Raw genomic sequence first — 16,426 nt, 5'->3', positions numbered from 1 at the left:
GTCGGGTCCGTTGTTCGGAGTGAGACACCACCGACAGGAGGCAAGTCATGACAAGCCCCGCCACCACTCGTGTGCGCATCAGCGATCAGGACCTCGACGCCCAGAGCCCCGCAGCCGACTTGGTACGCGTGTACCTGAACGGGATCGGCCGCACCGCACTGCTCACGGCCGCCGACGAGGTCGAGCTGGCCAAGCGTATCGAGGCGGGCCTCTACGCCCAGAACCTGTTGGAGACCGGCAAACGCCTGTCGGCCACACGCAAGCGGGATCTGGCGCAAATCGTCCGCGAGGGTCAAGCCGCGCGGTCGCACCTGCTGGAAGCCAACCTCCGCCTTGTGGTCTCGCTCGCCAAGCGCTACACCGGCCGCGGCATGCCGCTGCTGGACCTCATCCAGGAAGGCAACCTGGGTCTGATCCGCGCCATGGAGAAGTTCGACTACGCCAAGGGCTTCAAGTTCTCCACCTACGCCACCTGGTGGATCCGGCAGGCCATCACCCGTGGCATGGCCGATCAGAGCCGCACCATCCGGCTGCCCGTTCACCTGGTCGAACAGGTGAACAAGCTGGCCAGGATCAAGCGTGAGCTGCACCAGCAGCTCGGCCGCGAAGCCACCGACGCCGAACTGGCCAACGAGTCCGGCATCCCGGTCGAGAAGATCTCCGATCTGCTCGATCACAGCCGCGATCCGGTAAGCCTGGATATGCCGGTCGGCAACGACGAAGAGGCGCCGCTCGGCGACTTCATCGAAGACTCCGAGGCCACCTCGGCCGAGTCCGCCGTGATAGCCGGTCTGCTGCACCACGACGTCCGCAGCGTCCTGGCCACCCTCGACGAGCGCGAGCAGCAGGTCATCCGCCTGCGCTTCGGTCTCGACGACGGCCAGCCGCGCACCCTCGACCAGATCGGCAAGCTGTTCGGCCTGTCCCGCGAGCGGGTCCGGCAGATCGAGCGCGAGGTCATGTCGAAGCTGCGCAAGGGCGAGCGGGCCGACCGCCTCCGCGCCTACGCCAGCTGATCCCCTCCCCCGTGCCGGAACACTCCGGCACCTTCATGACGCCGGACCATTCCCCAGATCGGTCCGGCGTGCGACTCGGTGACCTTCGGGGTCACCTGCCAACGCCGGCCGGTGCCGCGCTCTCCGCCCCTCCGGGAGCCGCGAACCGGTCGGCGTGAATCCTGTCCGATCCGTCGATGCGATCGGTCCGACAAACTCAGCGCACGCATTTCGCAGGCCTGACGGCTCCGTGAAGCGTCAACAAAGCTCTCGGCTAACCTTTCCCTCCCTACGCTCATGGTGAGCGCAGGAGAGCCCGCAGCCAACAATGCATTCCGCGTAGTTCGTCGCGGCCCGGCTCGGTGCGACTTGGCAGGCGCCGGACTCGGTGGGCGGTTCGGTACTGCGCGGCGAGTGCCAGTTCGGTAAGACACCGCCGGTCCGGTGCAGCACCACTGGTTTCAGTCCCTACGCCCCGCAATCCCCGCACCGGGAAATGGCTCGCGTGTCGACGAAGCTGTCATGGGCCGATGTCGAAGCGGCCCAGTTCCGCGATGCAACCCCGCGAATACCAGCTCACGCCACGTTGACGGAGGCACGCATGGGCCGAACGCGAACCCGCGCGGCTTCCGAGGTGGCACGGCCCATGTCAAAGCGACTCGGTTCCGGGCCGACACGACCTCGCAGACACATGCTCACGCCGAGCTGACTCGGGCACGCACGAGGCGAAAACGAACTTCCACGGCTCCCACAGGCCCGCCCGAGGTGGCGCGGCCTATGTCGAAGCGATTCGGTTTCGGGCCGACGCGCCCTCGCAGATACAAGCTCACCCCGAATTGACGGAAGCGCGCGGGCGAACGCGAAGCCATGCAGCTCTCACCGATCAGCCCAGTCGTCGCGGGCCGGTGTCGAAGCGGCTGGGTTCGGGGCCGATTCGGCCTCGGGCGTAGAGGATTTCGGCGGAGTTGGTGGAGGCCAGGACTGGGTCGAAGGAGAGTTCGCGCATTTCCGGGAGGTCGTCGAAGAGGGCTGAGATGCGTTGGGCCAGTTCGGCCAGGGCCGCTTTGTCCACGCGGGGGCTGGCGGGGGTGCCGGAGAGGAGTGGGGCGGCGCGGGGGGCGTCGATGAGGGCGGTTGCTTCGTCGGCGGTGAGGGGCAGGGCTCGGTAGGCACGGTCGCCGAGGAGTTCGATGATCAAGCCGGAGAGGCCGAATTCGATGACCGAGCCGAAAGACGGGTCGTCCTGGACGCGCAGGACGCAGCCGACGCCCTTGGTGGCCATCTTCTGGATGTGCAGGACCGGGTCACCGCACAGCTCCGCGAGGTCGGCATACCCCTGCCGCACGGCCTCCGGCCGCCACAGGTCCAGACGGACTCCGGTGAGATCCGGTCGGCGACGCCACATTTCGCCGGTCGCCTTAGCGGCGACCGGGTAGCCGAGTTCCTCGGCCGCGGCGACGGCTTCGTCGGCGTTGCGCACTTCACGGAACTCGACCACCGAAATGCCATAACAGTCCAGCAGTTCGACGGTTTCCAGGTCGGTGAGCCGGCGGCCACCCGATTCGGCGACCCACCCGGCCATCAATCGGCGCGCGCGTTCGGTATCGATTCCGCTGGGGCGCAACACCTGTGACGCCGGCCGGGTGCGCCACTCCGCGTAGCGCCGGACGCGAGCCAGCGCTCGCGCGGCCCGTTCCGGATCGGGGTAGGAGGGAATCGACCCGCGTACTGCCGAAGCACCGACACCGCGAACGGACAGCAGATTCGGAATGCCCTGTTCGGCAACGAAAGTGGTCAGGATCGGCTTGTTCGAATCGGGCACCTCCGCTGCCGCGGCGCGGATCGCATCGGCGAACCCCGCCATCGGTAGCGGCACCGGCGGCGCGAAAACCACCAGCACCGAATCGATGTCGTCCGAACACAACGCCGCGACCGTGGCGTCGAGGTAAGCGCCAGGCGTCGCTTGCGGGCCCAGATTCACCGGGTCGCCGACATCCAAACCCTCGCTCTGCGCCGCGTCGACGGCCAGCCAATTCAATGCCGCGCTGTTGCCCACGACCGCTAACCGAGACCCACCCGGCAACGGCTGATAGCCGAGCAGCGCGGCGCAGTCGAACAGCTCCGAGATCGAGTCGACCTGCACGATTCCGGCCTGCGCGAACAGGTCTCGCACGATGGAGCGATCCATATCGCCGGCCGGCCGGGCCGCGTGCCTGCCGCTGCTGACCGCGACGATCGGCTTGGTCCTGGCCACCCGGCGCGCGATCCTGGAGAACTTGCGCGGATTACCGAAGCTCTCCAGATACAGCAGGACGACGTCGGTGTCCGGGTCGGTGTCCCAGTACTGGAGCAGGTCATTGCCGGACACATCGGCACGGTCACCCGCCGAGACAAACGTCGACAGGCCGAGATTCCTGGCCGCGGCCTCCCCGAGGATCGCCGCGCCCAACGGCCCGGACTGACAGAAGAATCCGATCCGCCCGCGGCCGGGCAGCAGCGACGCCAGCGTCGCGTTGAGCGCCACCGCGGGATCGGTGTTGGCGATGCCGAGCGCGCTCGGCCCGACCACCCGCATCCCGTGTCCCCGTGCGGCGGCGACCAATTCGCGTTCGGCCTGCCCACCTCCGACGCCGGTGGTGTCGAATCCGGCGGTGAGCACCACAAGTCCCTTGACGCCCTTGGCCATACAGTCGTCGAGCACCGAGCCGATCGCCTCCGGCGGCACCGCGACCACCGCGAGATCGACCTCGTCCGGAATCTCGCGCACCGTCGCGTACGCCCGCACTCCGCGCACCGAGTGCCGATTCGGATTCACCGGGAACACCGGCCCCTGGAACACCCCGGACAGCAGGTTGTTCAGCACCGCGCCGCCCACCCGGCCCGCACTCGGCGTCGCACCGATCACCGCCACCGACCGCGGCGTGAGCAGATTGCCCACACTGCGGGCCTCGGAAGCGCGTTCCCGTGAATCCCGCACGGAGAGCAACGCTTCGGACGGATCGATGGCGAATTCCAGGTGCAGCACCGACCCGTCCCGGCTGCGCTCGACCTGATATCCGGCGTCCCGGAATACCGTCACCATCGTGGTGTTCTCGGCGAGCACCTCGGCGACGAAGGTCTCGATCTTGTTCTCCGCGGCGGCGCCGGCCAAGTGCTCCAGCAGGATCGATCCGAGCCCGCGCCCCTGATGCCCGTCGGCCACCACGAACGCGACCTCCGCGGACCGCGGGCCGACCCGGTCCAGCCCCTCATAACGGCCCACCGCGATGATCGCGGTGCCGAGCACCAGCACCAGTCCGACCCGGTCGTGATAGTCGACGTGCGTGGTCCGGTACAGATCCTTCGGCGAAATCCGCGGGTACGGGCCGAAGTAGCGCAGATACCGGGTGCGGTCGGACAGCGCCGCGTGGAATTCCTGCAACGCGTCCGCGTCGTCGGGCGTGATCGGCCGCAGCCGGACCACACCGCCGTCGGAGGCGAGCACATCGGCGAACCAGTGCTGCGGCGGGGGAGGTGGAACTGCCGGGGTGTCCGGAGTGTCTACGGGGTCAGTCACGAGGGTCCTCCGGGTCCAGGCCGAGCAATCCGAAACTCGCGCGGCGGGTGGCCAGCACGGCCGTGTCGATGGCGCGTTGGGCGCGGTCCTCCCGCGCGTCCCCAGTCTCCCCCGTGCCGCCCGGCCCATCCCACGGGCGGTAGGCGATGTCGCCGCCGTCCCCCATGGTGCGCGGGGGATCCACCTGCGGCGCCTCCGCCTGTACCTGGTCGATCCAGTCCTGCGGGATCGCGGTCTCCGGCGCGACGGTGCGGTCCAGCGCGGTGGCGAGCAGATGTGTCCAGGCGCGCGGCACCACCCGGAACAGCCCGTACCCGCCGCCGCCGACGGCGAGCCAGCGGCCTTCGGCGTATTCGTCGGCGAGGTCGCGCATCGCGCGGAAGGCGGCGCGCTGGCCGTCGACCGTGAGTTCGAGATCCGCCAGGGGATCCTCGCGATGGGTATCCACCCCGCATTGGCTGACCACGATCTGCGGACGGAACGCCGCGACCGCGCCCGGCACCACGGCGTGAAAACCGCGCAGCCACTGCGCGTCTCGGGTGCCGGGCAGCAGCGGCAGGTTGATCGCGGTGCCCTCGGCGGCGCCCATGCCGGTCTCCTCCGGCCAGCCGGTGTTCGGCCACAGCGTCGCCGGGTGCTGATGCAGTGAGACGGTGAGCACCCGCGGGTCGGCGTAGAACGCCCCCTGCACGCCGTCACCGTGGTGCACATCGACGTCCAGGTAGGCGATGCGGTCGAAGCCGTGGTCGAGCAGCCAGGAGATGGCCACGGCCGCATCGTTGTACACGCAGAACCCGGCCGCCGAGTCGGCCATCGCGTGATGCATGCCACCGCCGATGCTCACCGCGCGGCGAGTCCGGCCCTCGGCGATCTCCCGCGCCGCGGCCAGCGTGCCGCCGACGATCACCGAGGCCGCCTGATGCATGCCGGGGAACACCGGATTGTCCGGCGACCCCAGGCCGTACGGCGGTGCCTGCGGCGATCCGGCCGGCGGCGTGGCGTGCTCGACCGCATCGATGTAATCAGCGGTGTGAATGCGAAGCAGGTCTGCCCGATCGGCCGCGGCGGGTGCCAATAACTCGACACCGTCGAGTAATCCGAGACTTTCGGCGAGCGCCATGGTGAACTTCAGGCGCGCCGGTTTCATCGGATGCTCCGGGGTCCAGGTGTAGTCGAGAAACCGGTCGGTCCAGACGACGGTTCCGCGGCTGCTTTGTTCGCCGGGTGGCGCCAGGTGTTCCCTGCGCGGTGCAGTGGCCATGGTCGCAACGCTACGCGGGAAGGTACGGACCCCGTCGAACGTTGCTATGCAGTAGAAATACAGGAAAGAGCGATCGCGGCGGCAAGCCGTGCGCCGACCGGAATCCCGCATTGCCGCACACCGCGCGGCGCGACACCGTCCGGCGCAGGGCCGTGTCGGCGTGCGTAGGTAGAATTCGTGCCGACGAAGGGGTAACAGGTGAAAGATCTGGTCGACACCACGGAGATGTATCTCCGTACCATCTACGACCTCGAGGAGGAGGGCGTGGTGCCCCTGCGCGCGCGCATCGCCGAGCGCCTCGAGCAGAGTGGACCGACGGTGAGCCAAACTGTCGCGCGGATGGAGCGCGACGGTCTGCTGCTGGTCGCCGGAGACCGGCATCTCGAGCTGACCGAGAAGGGCCGCGGCATGGCGGTCGCCGTGATGCGCAAGCACCGCCTCGCCGAGCGCCTGCTCGTCGACATCATCGGACTGGACTGGCAGAACGTGCATGCCGAGGCCTGCCGCTGGGAACACGTGATGAGCGAGGACGTGGAGCGGCGCCTGGTCGAGGTACTCAACCACCCGACCACCTCCCCTTACGGCAACCCGATCCCCGGCCTGGACGAGCTGGGCATCGTGGCGCACAACCACGCCGAGGAGACGCTGGTCCGGCTCTCGGATCTGCCACACGGCCAGGTGCACGCGGTCGTCGTGCGCCGGCTGGCCGAGCACATCCAGACCGATCCTGAGGTCATCGGCCAGTTGCGGGAAGCGGGCGTGGTGCCCGACGCGCGCGTCACGGTCGAGAACAAGCCGGGTTCGGTGGTCATCACCGTGCCGGGTCATGACGGTTTCGAGCTGTCGGACGAAATGGCCCACGCCGTTCAGGTGAAGCTGGTCTGACGGGTGAAACTTCTCGTCACGGGTGGCGCCGGGTACGTCGGCGGTGTGTGCGCGCAGGTGCTGCTCGAAGAGGGTCATGAGGTCGTCGTCGTCGACGATCTGTCCACCGGCAACGCCGACGGTGTGCCGTCCGCGGCCCGGTTCGTCGAGGGCGACATCGCACAGGCCGCGACCGCGCTGCTGGGCGCCGAATCCTTCGACGGTGTCCTGCATTTCGCGGCGCAGTCGCTGGTCGGTGAGTCGGTGCAGCAGCCGGAGAAGTACTGGCACGGCAATGTGGTGAAGACCTTCGAGCTGCTGGAGGCGATGCGCCACGCGGGCACGCCACGGCTCGTGTTCTCCTCTACCGCGGCCGTGTACGGCGAACCCGAACAGGTGCCGATCACGGAGGACGCGCCGACCCGGCCGACCAATCCGTACGGTGCGTCGAAACTCGCCATCGATCACGCCATCACCTCCTACTCGATCGCGCACGGACTGGCGGCGACCAGCCTGCGCTACTTCAACGTCGCCGGCGCCTACGGTGGGCTCGGCGAAAACCGGGTGATGGAAACACATCTCATCCCGCTGGTGTTGCAGGTCGCGCTAGGGCACCGCAAGGCGATTTCGGTATTCGGCACCGACTGGCCGACCCCGGACGGCACCGCGGTCCGCGACTACATCCACATCCGTGACCTCGCCCAAGCCCACCTGCTGGCCCTGGCCACCTCCGAGCCGGGTACGCACCGCGTGTACAACCTCGGCAGCGGCACCGGATTCTCGGTCCGCCAGGTGATCTCGGCCTGCGAACGCGTCACCGGCCTACCCATCACCGCCCAGGACGCACCTCGCCGTCCCGGCGACCCGGCCACCCTCATCGCCTCCAGCGCCCGCGCCGTCGCCGACCTGGGCTGGCACCCCGAGCACAACGACCTCGACGAAATCGTCTCCGACGCCTGGGCTTTCCTCCAGACCCTCGGCGATCGCGCGCACAGCGCCCACTGAGTTCACCGTCTCCCATTGACCGGGGCGGCACGGCTTTCCACGCCGCGCCGCCCCGGTCATTTCGCTACCAAGCGGCACAATTCGCATCCACCACCGCCGAGCACAGGGCTCGCCAAGCTACCCAATCCCTCGGCCGCTTACCCGCACAACACATTCCGCATCAGTCAACTGCCTGTCAAACTCTGTGGGCACTGACACAAACGATCCGAATTCTTCGTTGCCCTGCGCGCCCGAGAAATGGGGCCAGAACGCACACGCGACGCGTTGTGCTCACCGACCGCCAAAATCCGCCTCATTGATAGCCTCCCGGCTCCGCAGCGGGCGACGGAAGCCGCTCTCACGCACGCATCCTCTTCAACTCTGTCGGCACCGACACGGCCGATCCATATTCCTTGCCTCAGCGCGCCACCGGGAAATGGGTCCAGGCCGCACACGCGACGACTAGTGCCCACCGACCGCCGAATCCCGCCTCATTTGATAGCTTCCGATTCCACCGCGAAGGCGACAAACGGTCGCCTGCACGCACGCGATCCCCTCAACTCTGTCGGCACTGACAACGACGATCCGAATTCGCACCGATTAGTCGAACGCGCAGCTAACGACGAGCAGGCCTCGGACGCAAGCGCAGCCCCGGGAGCTGGCTGATCAGCGCGGCGACGGTGATGATGCCGCCTCCAGCGTGCCACCGAGAAACGCGGATCAGAACACGCACACCCGACGGCATACTCACGCTGACCGCCGAATCCCGCCTTGATTGACAGCTCCCGGCTCCGTTGCGGGCGACGGGCGGCCACTGTCACGCACGCAGCGCGTCCGTCACCCCTCGAACTCCGTTGATAGCAACCAGATTGGCTAACGAGCGTGAGCTTGTGGCTTCCTCGCGCCCAGCCGGGACAGTGTCGGCCGCGCCGTTGCCTAATTCACGGCGTCGGCGAGCCCAGATCTATGCCGAGGTCGGCGGCTGTGTCGTAGCCGCTGCGGGCGAGGCGGCGCAATTGATCCGGGCGCATGCCGACCATGAGTGAAGCCTCCAGCAATGTGGCGAGTGGATGGTCGGGGTCTGCGTCCAGGGCGGCTTCGAGCGCGATGCCGGCGAGCGGGCCGTCGCCGCGGACGTAGGCGCTGTAGCCGAGCAGGGACGCGGCTTCGGCACGGTCGCGACCGGTGAGGGCTCGGGTGAGGGCGGCCCACAGGCCCTCGGCGGCAACGGCGTGGTCGCCGACGGCGAGCGCGAACATGGCGTCGCGGACGGCGCGGTCTCGCAGGGCGGCAGCGAGTTCCGCGAGTTCGGGGACCATGAGCTCGATGCCGGACTCGGTGTTCGCGATCTGCCACAGGACATAGTCGAGGGCCTGCCTGCTGTAGTCGCTCGGATCGCCGCGGCGCACCGCTCGCGCGTACCGGTCGCGAGCCACCGACAGCGCGCCGTCCAGAACCGCCGCCACCTGATCGCGCACCTCGGCGTCCTCCGCCACCAGCGCGGTCAACTCGGCCCGGGAGCCGCGAATCTGCCTGCCGTCGAGGACATGCGACAGCGCCACCGACGAGGAGGTAGGATCCGGCACCGTCCCCTGCCGGTCCGGGCCGATCAGACTCCACCAGGGCTGTTCCGGCTCGATCGCGCGGACCGCCCAGGCCCCGGTCAGTGCGATCTCGTGGGTCGCGAGCCGCCGGTCCAGCGCGTCGATCAGCACCTCAAATCGTCCGGTGCCACACCGCTCGCCGGTCTCCGATCGCCGCGGCGATTCCACCGCCCGATCATCGACCACGACGACGAGCACCTCCGCGATATCGTCGTGCGCACAGATCTGCAACACGCACTGGGCCACCATCCCCGCCCGCAACCGGCGCCGCCCACCGTCCTGATCCAGATCGAACCGCACCACCGCGTCGATGATCGCCCCGGCGCCACGCCCCGAGGACCGCAGCACCAGCACGACCAGCGACCGCTCCGGCGGAAACCCGATCATCGCGGGCACCGCCGCGATCACCTCCCCCGGTTCATCCACGCACACAGCACAATCCGGCGCATCCGCATCGAACGGCGGCGCCTGATCCGCACAAACGAGCACCCGCCCGCGATCACCCGAACCGTACGCACCCCCGGCAACACGGAAATCCGCATCTGCGGACTCATCGAACTCCTCGTCATCAACGAACTCGTCCGCATCATCGCGATCCCGGTTCGCGGTCGTCCCGATGCCGACACGATTGGCGTCCCCTACCGTGCCGATCTCGGTGCGCCGCATGCCGTCCGGATGCGTCGCACTGCCCGGCTGCGCGGAGTCGCCGAGTCGCACCACGTCGTCCGGCCGCAGCACGGCATCATCCGATACCCCCGCGCACCCCAACTTCGCTGTGTCCTCCCACTGCTCGGCGGGATCATGGTTCGCCGTGACGTCCTGCCGCGCAGCGCGATCTGGGCACACCGATTCGTCCAGGCGCCCTGCATCATCCGGGTACGCCGCTTTATCCGGCCGCACAGGACCGTTCAGCCGCACTGCGCCCTCTGGACGCACTGCACCATCGGCACGCACCATTTCCTCCGACTGCGCCGCAGCGTCTGCCCCCACGAGGCCGGCGGAAGGCATTTCATGCACCGTGTCTTCCTGTGGCCTCGCACCATCGGATCGCGCACGGTCACCGGATCGGAGGAACTGGCACGAGCGCAATGCGGTGGCGAGGCTCACCGGCGCGCGGGAGGTCCGCTTGCCGCTGAGCATTGACGGACGCGAGCAGAAGAGTTCGTCCTGAGCCTGAGTGCTGTCGGCCGGGGAATCGGCGGGTGCGTCGGCACGGCCGGAGGGATGGGGATTCGCTGGAGTGGTCATGCCGTCGAGAGTGCTCGCTCAGACCGGCACGCCCGCCACGCCGACCAGGCGATTCACTCGCTCTGTGGAATTCCCGGGTGCTGTGGACAAGCGTCCTCGCCCACGCGGTTGCGACCGCCGGCGCTGTCCGCCGGCCCTGCTACCGTGCCGAGCCGGCTACCCCTTCCGCACCCGCTGCACCGCCGTCGTGAACAGCTGATCCACCGCCGTCATATCCGGTTCAGCACCCGAAAAAGACATATACGTCACAGTGATTCGCACATCACCCACCTGCCCGGCCAACTTCCGCATCGCCTGCTTCAACCCGGCCCCGCCGACATCCGGCTGCACGGTCCGCCGGAACGCCAGCGTGTCATCCGCGTCGATCGGCGGCGCCGGATCCAGCTCGGTCGTCACGGTCGTCGCCGCCGCAGCCCGGCTCACCCGCACCGATCCGCACTGTTCCAGTTGATTCCGCAGCATCGCGAGCGGCTGCGCGGTTCGCGTCAATTCGACCGTGATCGTCGCCCGCGCAGCATCATCGGTCCCGACCGCGATCGCCGTCTGGTCCGGCCCGAACTGCTGCTGCGGCGGCACACAACGCTCCGGCTGCACCCGCCCACCTCGCCCGATCCCGGTCAAGTCCCCCGCCGCCTGCGCCGCCGCCTCGGCGGGCAACACCACCGCCGGATACCGCGCCGGAAACTGCCCCGGTTCCACCAGCAACGCCGACAACGCCGCACCGACGTGCCGCGAAACCACCGTCTGCTCCCCCGCGACCGGATGCCCGTCCACCGTCGCCCCGCACCCGGCGAGCAGCGCGAAACACGCTGCGGACATGACGATGCCCGCCCCCTTGCGCGCCGAATCCGCCACAGTCACCCACCCCACTGTGCCAAACTCCCGATGCCCACCCGCGATGCCACGCCGCCGCACCGGGAATGCGCGAGGCGCTGACGCTGTTGCCTCGTCGTATGGGTCGGTGTCCGGCCGTGCGCGGTGCCTGTCACCCACATGGGGGACAATGGACATGGTTCCCGTCTCGGACGCTGCTGGTCTCGAATGACTTCGGTGTCGAAGACCGAGCATCACCCGTGCCGCAGGAACCGCGCAGGAAGGAGGACGCGATGGACCACGAGTCGCGAATGTACGAACTGGAGTTTCCCGCTCCACAGCTGTCGTCCGACGACGGCGAGGGTCCCGTTCTGGTGCACGGACTCGAAGGCTTCACCGATGCCGGGCATGCGGTGCGGCTGGCCACGACGCACCTGCGCGAGAGCTTGGAGAGCGAACTGGTCGCCTCGTTCGACGTGGACGAGCTGCTGGACTACCGCTCGCGCCGTCCGCTGATGACGTTCAAGAGCGATCACTTCTCCGAGTACGCCGAGCCCGAACTCAACCTCTGGGCCTTGCGCGACACGGCGGGCACCCCGTTCCTGCTGCTCGCGGGCATCGAACCGGACCTGCGCTGGGAGAAGTTCACCACCGCGGTGCGCCTGCTCGCCGAACAGCTCGGCGTGCGCCGCAGCATCGGCCTCAGCGCCATCCCGATGGCGATCCCGCACACCCGTCCGCTCGGCGTCACCGCGCATTCGTCGGACCGTGACCTGATCGCCGAGCATCAGCGCTGGCCCGGCGAACTGCAGGTGCCCGGCAGCGCGTCGTCGCTGCTGGAATACCGGATGGCCCAGCACGGTCAGGAGTCCGTCGGCTTCTCGGTGCACGTGCCGCACTACTTGGCCCAGACCGCGTACCCCGAGGCCGCCCAGACCCTGTTGGAGAACGTCGCCGACAACGCGGGCCTGGATATTCCGCTCGCCGCGCTCGGCGAGGCGGCGGCCAGGGTGCGTGAACAGGTAAACGAGCACATCGCCGGAAACTCCGAGGTGGAGACGGTCGTGCACGCGCTGGAACGCCAGTACGACAGCTTCGTCAGCGCCCAGGAACGTCAGTCGAGCCTGCTCGTCGGCGACGGCGAACTGCCCAGCGGCGACGAGTTGGGCGCCGAATTCGAACGCTTCCTGGCCGAGCAGGGCGGCTACGAGGGTGAAACCGGCCCGGAGACAGGCCAGCAGCGGTAGCCACCCTGCGGGCGCCAGCCCGTAGGGTGTTCGGAGTGGATCTGACCGAGCTGCTGGAGATACCGGGAACCGACGCCGACGCCCTCTACGAGTCCTTCGGGGCGTGGGCCGCGGAACAGGGCACCCCGCTGTATCCGGCGCAGGACGAGGCGCTACTCGAGTTGGCGTCCGGATCCAACGTCATCCTGGCGACGCCGACGGGTTCGGGTAAGTCGCTGGTGGCGGTCGGCGCGCACCTCATCGCGCTGGCCCAGGGCAAGCGCACCTACTACACCGCTCCGATCAAGGCGCTGGTCAGCGAGAAGTTCTTCGCCCTGTGCGAGGTTTTCGGCGCCGACAAGGTCGGCATGGTCACCGGCGACGCCGCGGTGAACGCGGACGCGCCGATCATCTGCGCCACCGCAGAGATCCTGGCGAACCTCGCCTTGCGCGAGGGTTCGGCCGCCGATGTCGGCCAGGTCGTGATGGACGAATTCCATTTCTACGCCGACCCCGACCGCGGCTGGGCCTGGCAGGTCCCGCTGCTGGAACTGCCCCGCGCGCAGTTCCTGCTGATGTCGGCCACCCTCGGCGAGGTCGACTTCTTCGCCGAGGACCTGCGCCGCCGCACCGGCCGCCCGTCGGCGATCGTCGCCGGCACCGAACGCCCGGTCCCGCTGACCTTCTCCTACGCGCGCACCCCCATCACCGAAACCCTGGAAGAGCTCGTCACCACCCACCAGGCCCCGGTCTACGTGGTGCATTTCACCCAGGCCGCCGCGCTCGAACGCGCCCAGGCGCTGACCAGCGTGAACTTCGCCACTCGCGCCGAAAAGGACGCCATCGCCACGGCTTTGGGTGAATTCCGCTTCGCCTCCGGCTTCGGCAAGACGCTCTCGCGGCTGATCCGCCACGGCATCGGCGTGCACCACGCGGGCATGTTGCCGAAGTATCGCCGCTTGGTCGAACGCCTCGCCCAAGAGGGCCTGCTGAAGGTGGTCTGTGGCACCGATACCCTCGGCGTCGGCATCAACGTCCCCATCCGCACGGTGCTGCTCACCGGCCTGACCAAGTACGACGGCGTGCGCACCCGCCGGCTGAAAGCCCGTGAGTTCCACCAGATCTCGGGCCGGGCCGGGCGCGCGGGCTACGACACCATGGGCACCGTCGTCGTGCAGGCGCCCGAGCACGAGGTGGAGAACACCCGACTGCTCGCCAAGGCCGGCGACGATCCGAAGAAGCAGCGAAAGGTGGTGCGCCGCAAGCCGCCCGAGGGTTTCGTCTCGTGGAGCGAGGAGACCTTCGACCGGCTGGTCGCCGCCCAGCCGGAGCCGATGGTGTCACGGTTCACCGTGACGAACTCCATGCTGCTCAACGTGATCGCCCGTCCGGGCAACTGTTTCGACGCCATGCGCCATCTGCTCGAGGACAACCACGAGCCGCGTCCGGCCCAGCGCACGCACATCCTGCGGGCCATCCGCCTCTACCGGGCGCTGCGTGACGCCGGGGTGGTCCAGCAGCTCGACGAGCCCGACGCGCAGGGCCGCCGCGCCCGCCTCACCGTCGACCTGCAACGCGACTTCGCGCTCGACCAGCCGCTGTCTCCGTTCGCCTTGGCCGCCTTCGAGCTGCTCGACAAAGACGCGCCCAGCTATACCCTCGATGTGGTGTCCCTCATCGAATCGACCCTCGAGGATCCGCGCCAGCTGCTGATGGCTCAGCAGCACAAGGCGCGCGGCGTGGCGATCAATGAGATGAAGGCCGACGGCATCGAGTACGACGAGCGGATGGAACTGCTCGAAGAGGTCACCTGGCCCAAGCCCCTGGCCGAGCTGATCGAGCCCGCCTTCGAGACCTACCGCGCGGGGCACCCGTGGGTGTCGGAATTCGCGCCGTCGCCCAAGTCGGTGGTGCGCGACATGATCGACCGCTCGATGACCTTCGCCGAGCTGATCTCGTTCTACGAGCTGGCCCGCTCCGAGGGCGTCGTGCTGCGCTACCTCGCCGACGCCTACCGCGCGCTGCGCCGCACCGTGCCGGACTCCGCGCGCACAGAGGAACTCGACGACATCACCGAGTGGCTCGGCGAACTGGTCCGCCAGGTCGACTCCAGCCTGCTCGACGAGTGGGAGCAGCTCACCAACCCCGGCGCGGAGATCGACGCCGACCAGCTCGCGTTCGGCGCCGAGACGGTGCGTCCCATCTCGGCCAACGAGCGCGCGTTCCGGGTGATGATCCGCAACACCATGTTCCGCCGCGTCGAGCTGGCCTCGCTGCGCCGCTGGGACCTGCTGGCCGACCTGGGCACCGGACCGGATTGGGAGACCGATCTGGCCCCGTATTTCGACGAGTACGAGCGCATCGGCATCGGCCAGGACGCGCGCGGACCGCAACTGTTCCAGATCGAACGAAGACCCGGTTTCTGGCAGGTGCGTCAGGTCCTCGACGACCCGGCGGGCGACCACGGCTGGTCGATCGTCGGCGTGGTGGACCTGGCCGAGTCCGATGCCGCCGGTGAGGTCGTCTTCGACGAGATCACGGTGTCCGCAGGCTGACCGCACCGCCCGTCCCACCCGAATAACTACGGAATCCATACAGGTCAGCGGCTATCTCCGGCCCGTTAGCGGGTGCTTCGCTGGGATGCCGCCCACACCAGGTTTGATGGATTCGTTTCTGGGTAGGGGCCGCTGATACTCTCTCCGCTGCTGCCAAGCGAAAGATCAACTATGCTTACCCACCCCGTCGGCTCTGCCTCCTGCCCTGCCCCGGCGCCCGAATCACCTTTTCTGGTCGTCTATCCCGAGCGAGTGCGTGCGAATTTCCACGCGCTCCATGCCGCCATGCCCGCGGCCAGGATTCGCTTCGCGGTCAAGGCGAGTCCGGTGCCGGAGATCATCCAGGCGCTCGACGAGGAAGGCGCCGAGTTCGATGTCGCCAGCATCGGCGAGATCGAACTGTGCCTGGCGCTCGGCGTCGAAGCGGACACGCTCTGCTACGGCAACCCGATCAAGAAGGCCGCCGACATCGCCCGCGCCTACGCGCTCGGCGTGCGCCGGTACGCCTTCGACACCGAGGACGACCTGCTGCGCATCGTGGAGCACGCGCCGGGCTCGGAGGTCGAATGCCGGTTCCTCGCTTCGGCTCCCGAGTCGCGCACCCCGTTCGGCACCAAGTTCGGCTGTACGCCGGGCGAGGCGTTCCGGCTGCTGGTGCGGGCGCGTGATCTGGGGTTGATCGTCGGCGGGCCGTACTTCCACGTCGGGTCCCAGCAGCTCGATCCGGACGCTTGGCGGATCGGTATCGAGCAGGCGGGCCGGATCGTGGAAGCGTTGGCCGACAAGGATATTCACGTTCCGTCGGTGAATATCGGTGGCGGACTACCGATCGCGTACGCCGATCCGGCGCCCGCCCTCGCCGAGATCGCGGCGGTGATCAACGCCGCCGCGACCGAATTCCTGCCCGGGACCGCCGGATTGGTGGTCGAACCCGGCCGCGCGCTGGTCGGTTCCGCGGGCATCATCCACGCCGAAGTCATCGGCGTGCGCATTGCGCCGGACGCCCGGCGCTGGGTGTATCTCGACATCGGCCGCTACAACGGAATGGCCGAGACCGAGAACGAGTACATCGCCTATCGATTCGTTACGGATCGGGACGGTGACCCTGTCGACGAGGCAGTGGTAGCTGGTCCGACTTGCGACGGAGACGATGTACTGTATCAACGCACGCGAGTCCTCCTACCGACCACGTTGCGAGCCGGTGATCGCATCCAGATCCTCGACACCGGCGCCTATACCGCGAGTTATTCGTCGGTGTCCTTCAATGGTTTTCCGCCCCTGACCGTTCATGTCTCGGGCGCTGAGCGAGAGTGAGTTTGC

At 68.3% G+C, this 16,426-nt stretch carries 10 protein-coding genes; 6 read left to right on the top strand and 4 right to left on the bottom strand.

What is annotated here, in order from left to right; all coding sequences use genetic code 11:
• Positions 1 to 47 precede the first annotated feature (47 nt).
• Entirely contained in the window at positions 48 to 1,016 is a 969-nt protein-coding gene (locus ACFYO1_RS07575; RefSeq protein ID WP_150405907.1) for a sigma-70 family RNA polymerase sigma factor, read from the top strand.
• Between the two features lie 862 nt (positions 1,017 to 1,878).
• On the opposite strand, the gene ACFYO1_RS07570 is transcribed toward ACFYO1_RS07575, so the two are convergent.
• The gene (locus ACFYO1_RS07570) at positions 1,879 to 4,551 is read right to left on the bottom strand and encodes a GNAT family N-acetyltransferase (RefSeq protein WP_387228143.1); all 2,673 of its coding nucleotides are present in this window, start codon (positions 4,549 to 4,551) and stop codon (positions 1,879 to 1,881) included.
• The gene (locus tag ACFYO1_RS07565; protein WP_387228141.1) at positions 4,544 to 5,812 is read right to left on the bottom strand and encodes an acetoin utilization protein AcuC; all 1,269 of its coding nucleotides are present in this window, start codon (positions 5,810 to 5,812) and stop codon (positions 4,544 to 4,546) included. The genes ACFYO1_RS07570 and ACFYO1_RS07565 overlap by 8 nt, the downstream gene beginning before the upstream one ends.
• A 198-nt stretch (positions 5,813 to 6,010) precedes the next feature.
• Here ACFYO1_RS07565 and ACFYO1_RS07560 point away from each other — a divergent pair, with 198 nt between their 5' ends.
• The gene (locus ACFYO1_RS07560; RefSeq protein ID WP_387228138.1) at positions 6,011 to 6,697 is read left to right on the top strand and encodes an iron dependent repressor, metal binding and dimerization domain protein; all 687 of its coding nucleotides are present in this window, start codon (positions 6,011 to 6,013) and stop codon (positions 6,695 to 6,697) included.
• A 3-nt stretch (positions 6,698 to 6,700) separates the two neighbouring features.
• Positions 6,701 to 7,681, top strand: a complete 981-nt coding sequence (gene galE / locus ACFYO1_RS07555) for a UDP-glucose 4-epimerase GalE (protein ID WP_387228136.1) — start codon at positions 6,701 to 6,703, stop codon at positions 7,679 to 7,681.
• A 920-nt stretch (positions 7,682 to 8,601) separates the two neighbouring features.
• Here galE and ACFYO1_RS07550 read toward each other — a convergent pair.
• Together ACFYO1_RS07550 and ACFYO1_RS07545 are read right to left on the bottom strand one after the other, a co-directional pair.
• Positions 8,602 to 10,002 (bottom strand): DUF4192 domain-containing protein, encoded by a 1,401-nt coding sequence (locus tag ACFYO1_RS07550; RefSeq protein ID WP_387228133.1) that lies wholly within the window; start codon positions 10,000 to 10,002, stop codon positions 8,602 to 8,604.
• A 666-nt stretch (positions 10,003 to 10,668) separates the two neighbouring features.
• Positions 10,669 to 11,373, bottom strand: a complete 705-nt coding sequence (locus ACFYO1_RS07545; protein WP_387228131.1) for a sensor domain-containing protein — start codon at positions 11,371 to 11,373, stop codon at positions 10,669 to 10,671.
• 170 nt (positions 11,374 to 11,543) lie between these two features.
• On the opposite strand from ACFYO1_RS07545, the gene ACFYO1_RS07540 reads away from it, so the two are divergent.
• The 3 genes from ACFYO1_RS07540 to ACFYO1_RS07530 all read left to right on the top strand — a co-directional run bounded on the left by ACFYO1_RS07540 (position 11,544) and on the right by ACFYO1_RS07530 (position 16,420).
• Entirely contained in the window at positions 11,544 to 12,572 is a 1,029-nt protein-coding gene (locus tag ACFYO1_RS07540) for a proteasome assembly chaperone family protein (RefSeq protein ID WP_387231755.1), read from the top strand.
• Between the two features lie 35 nt (positions 12,573 to 12,607).
• Positions 12,608 to 15,106 (top strand): DEAD/DEAH box helicase, encoded by a 2,499-nt coding sequence (locus ACFYO1_RS07535; RefSeq protein ID WP_387228128.1) that lies wholly within the window; start codon positions 12,608 to 12,610, stop codon positions 15,104 to 15,106.
• Positions 15,107 to 15,277: 171 nt separating this feature from the next.
• Positions 15,278 to 16,420 (top strand): type III PLP-dependent enzyme, encoded by a 1,143-nt coding sequence (locus ACFYO1_RS07530; RefSeq protein WP_387228126.1) that lies wholly within the window; start codon positions 15,278 to 15,280, stop codon positions 16,418 to 16,420.
• The last annotated feature ends 6 nt before the right edge of the window (positions 16,421 to 16,426 follow it).

The sequence above is a fragment of the Nocardia sp. NPDC006044 genome, assembly GCF_042871115.1.
Classification (GTDB): domain Bacteria; phylum Actinomycetota; class Actinomycetes; order Mycobacteriales; family Mycobacteriaceae; genus Nocardia.
This window is presented reverse-complemented; position numbering and strand designations above follow the sequence as displayed.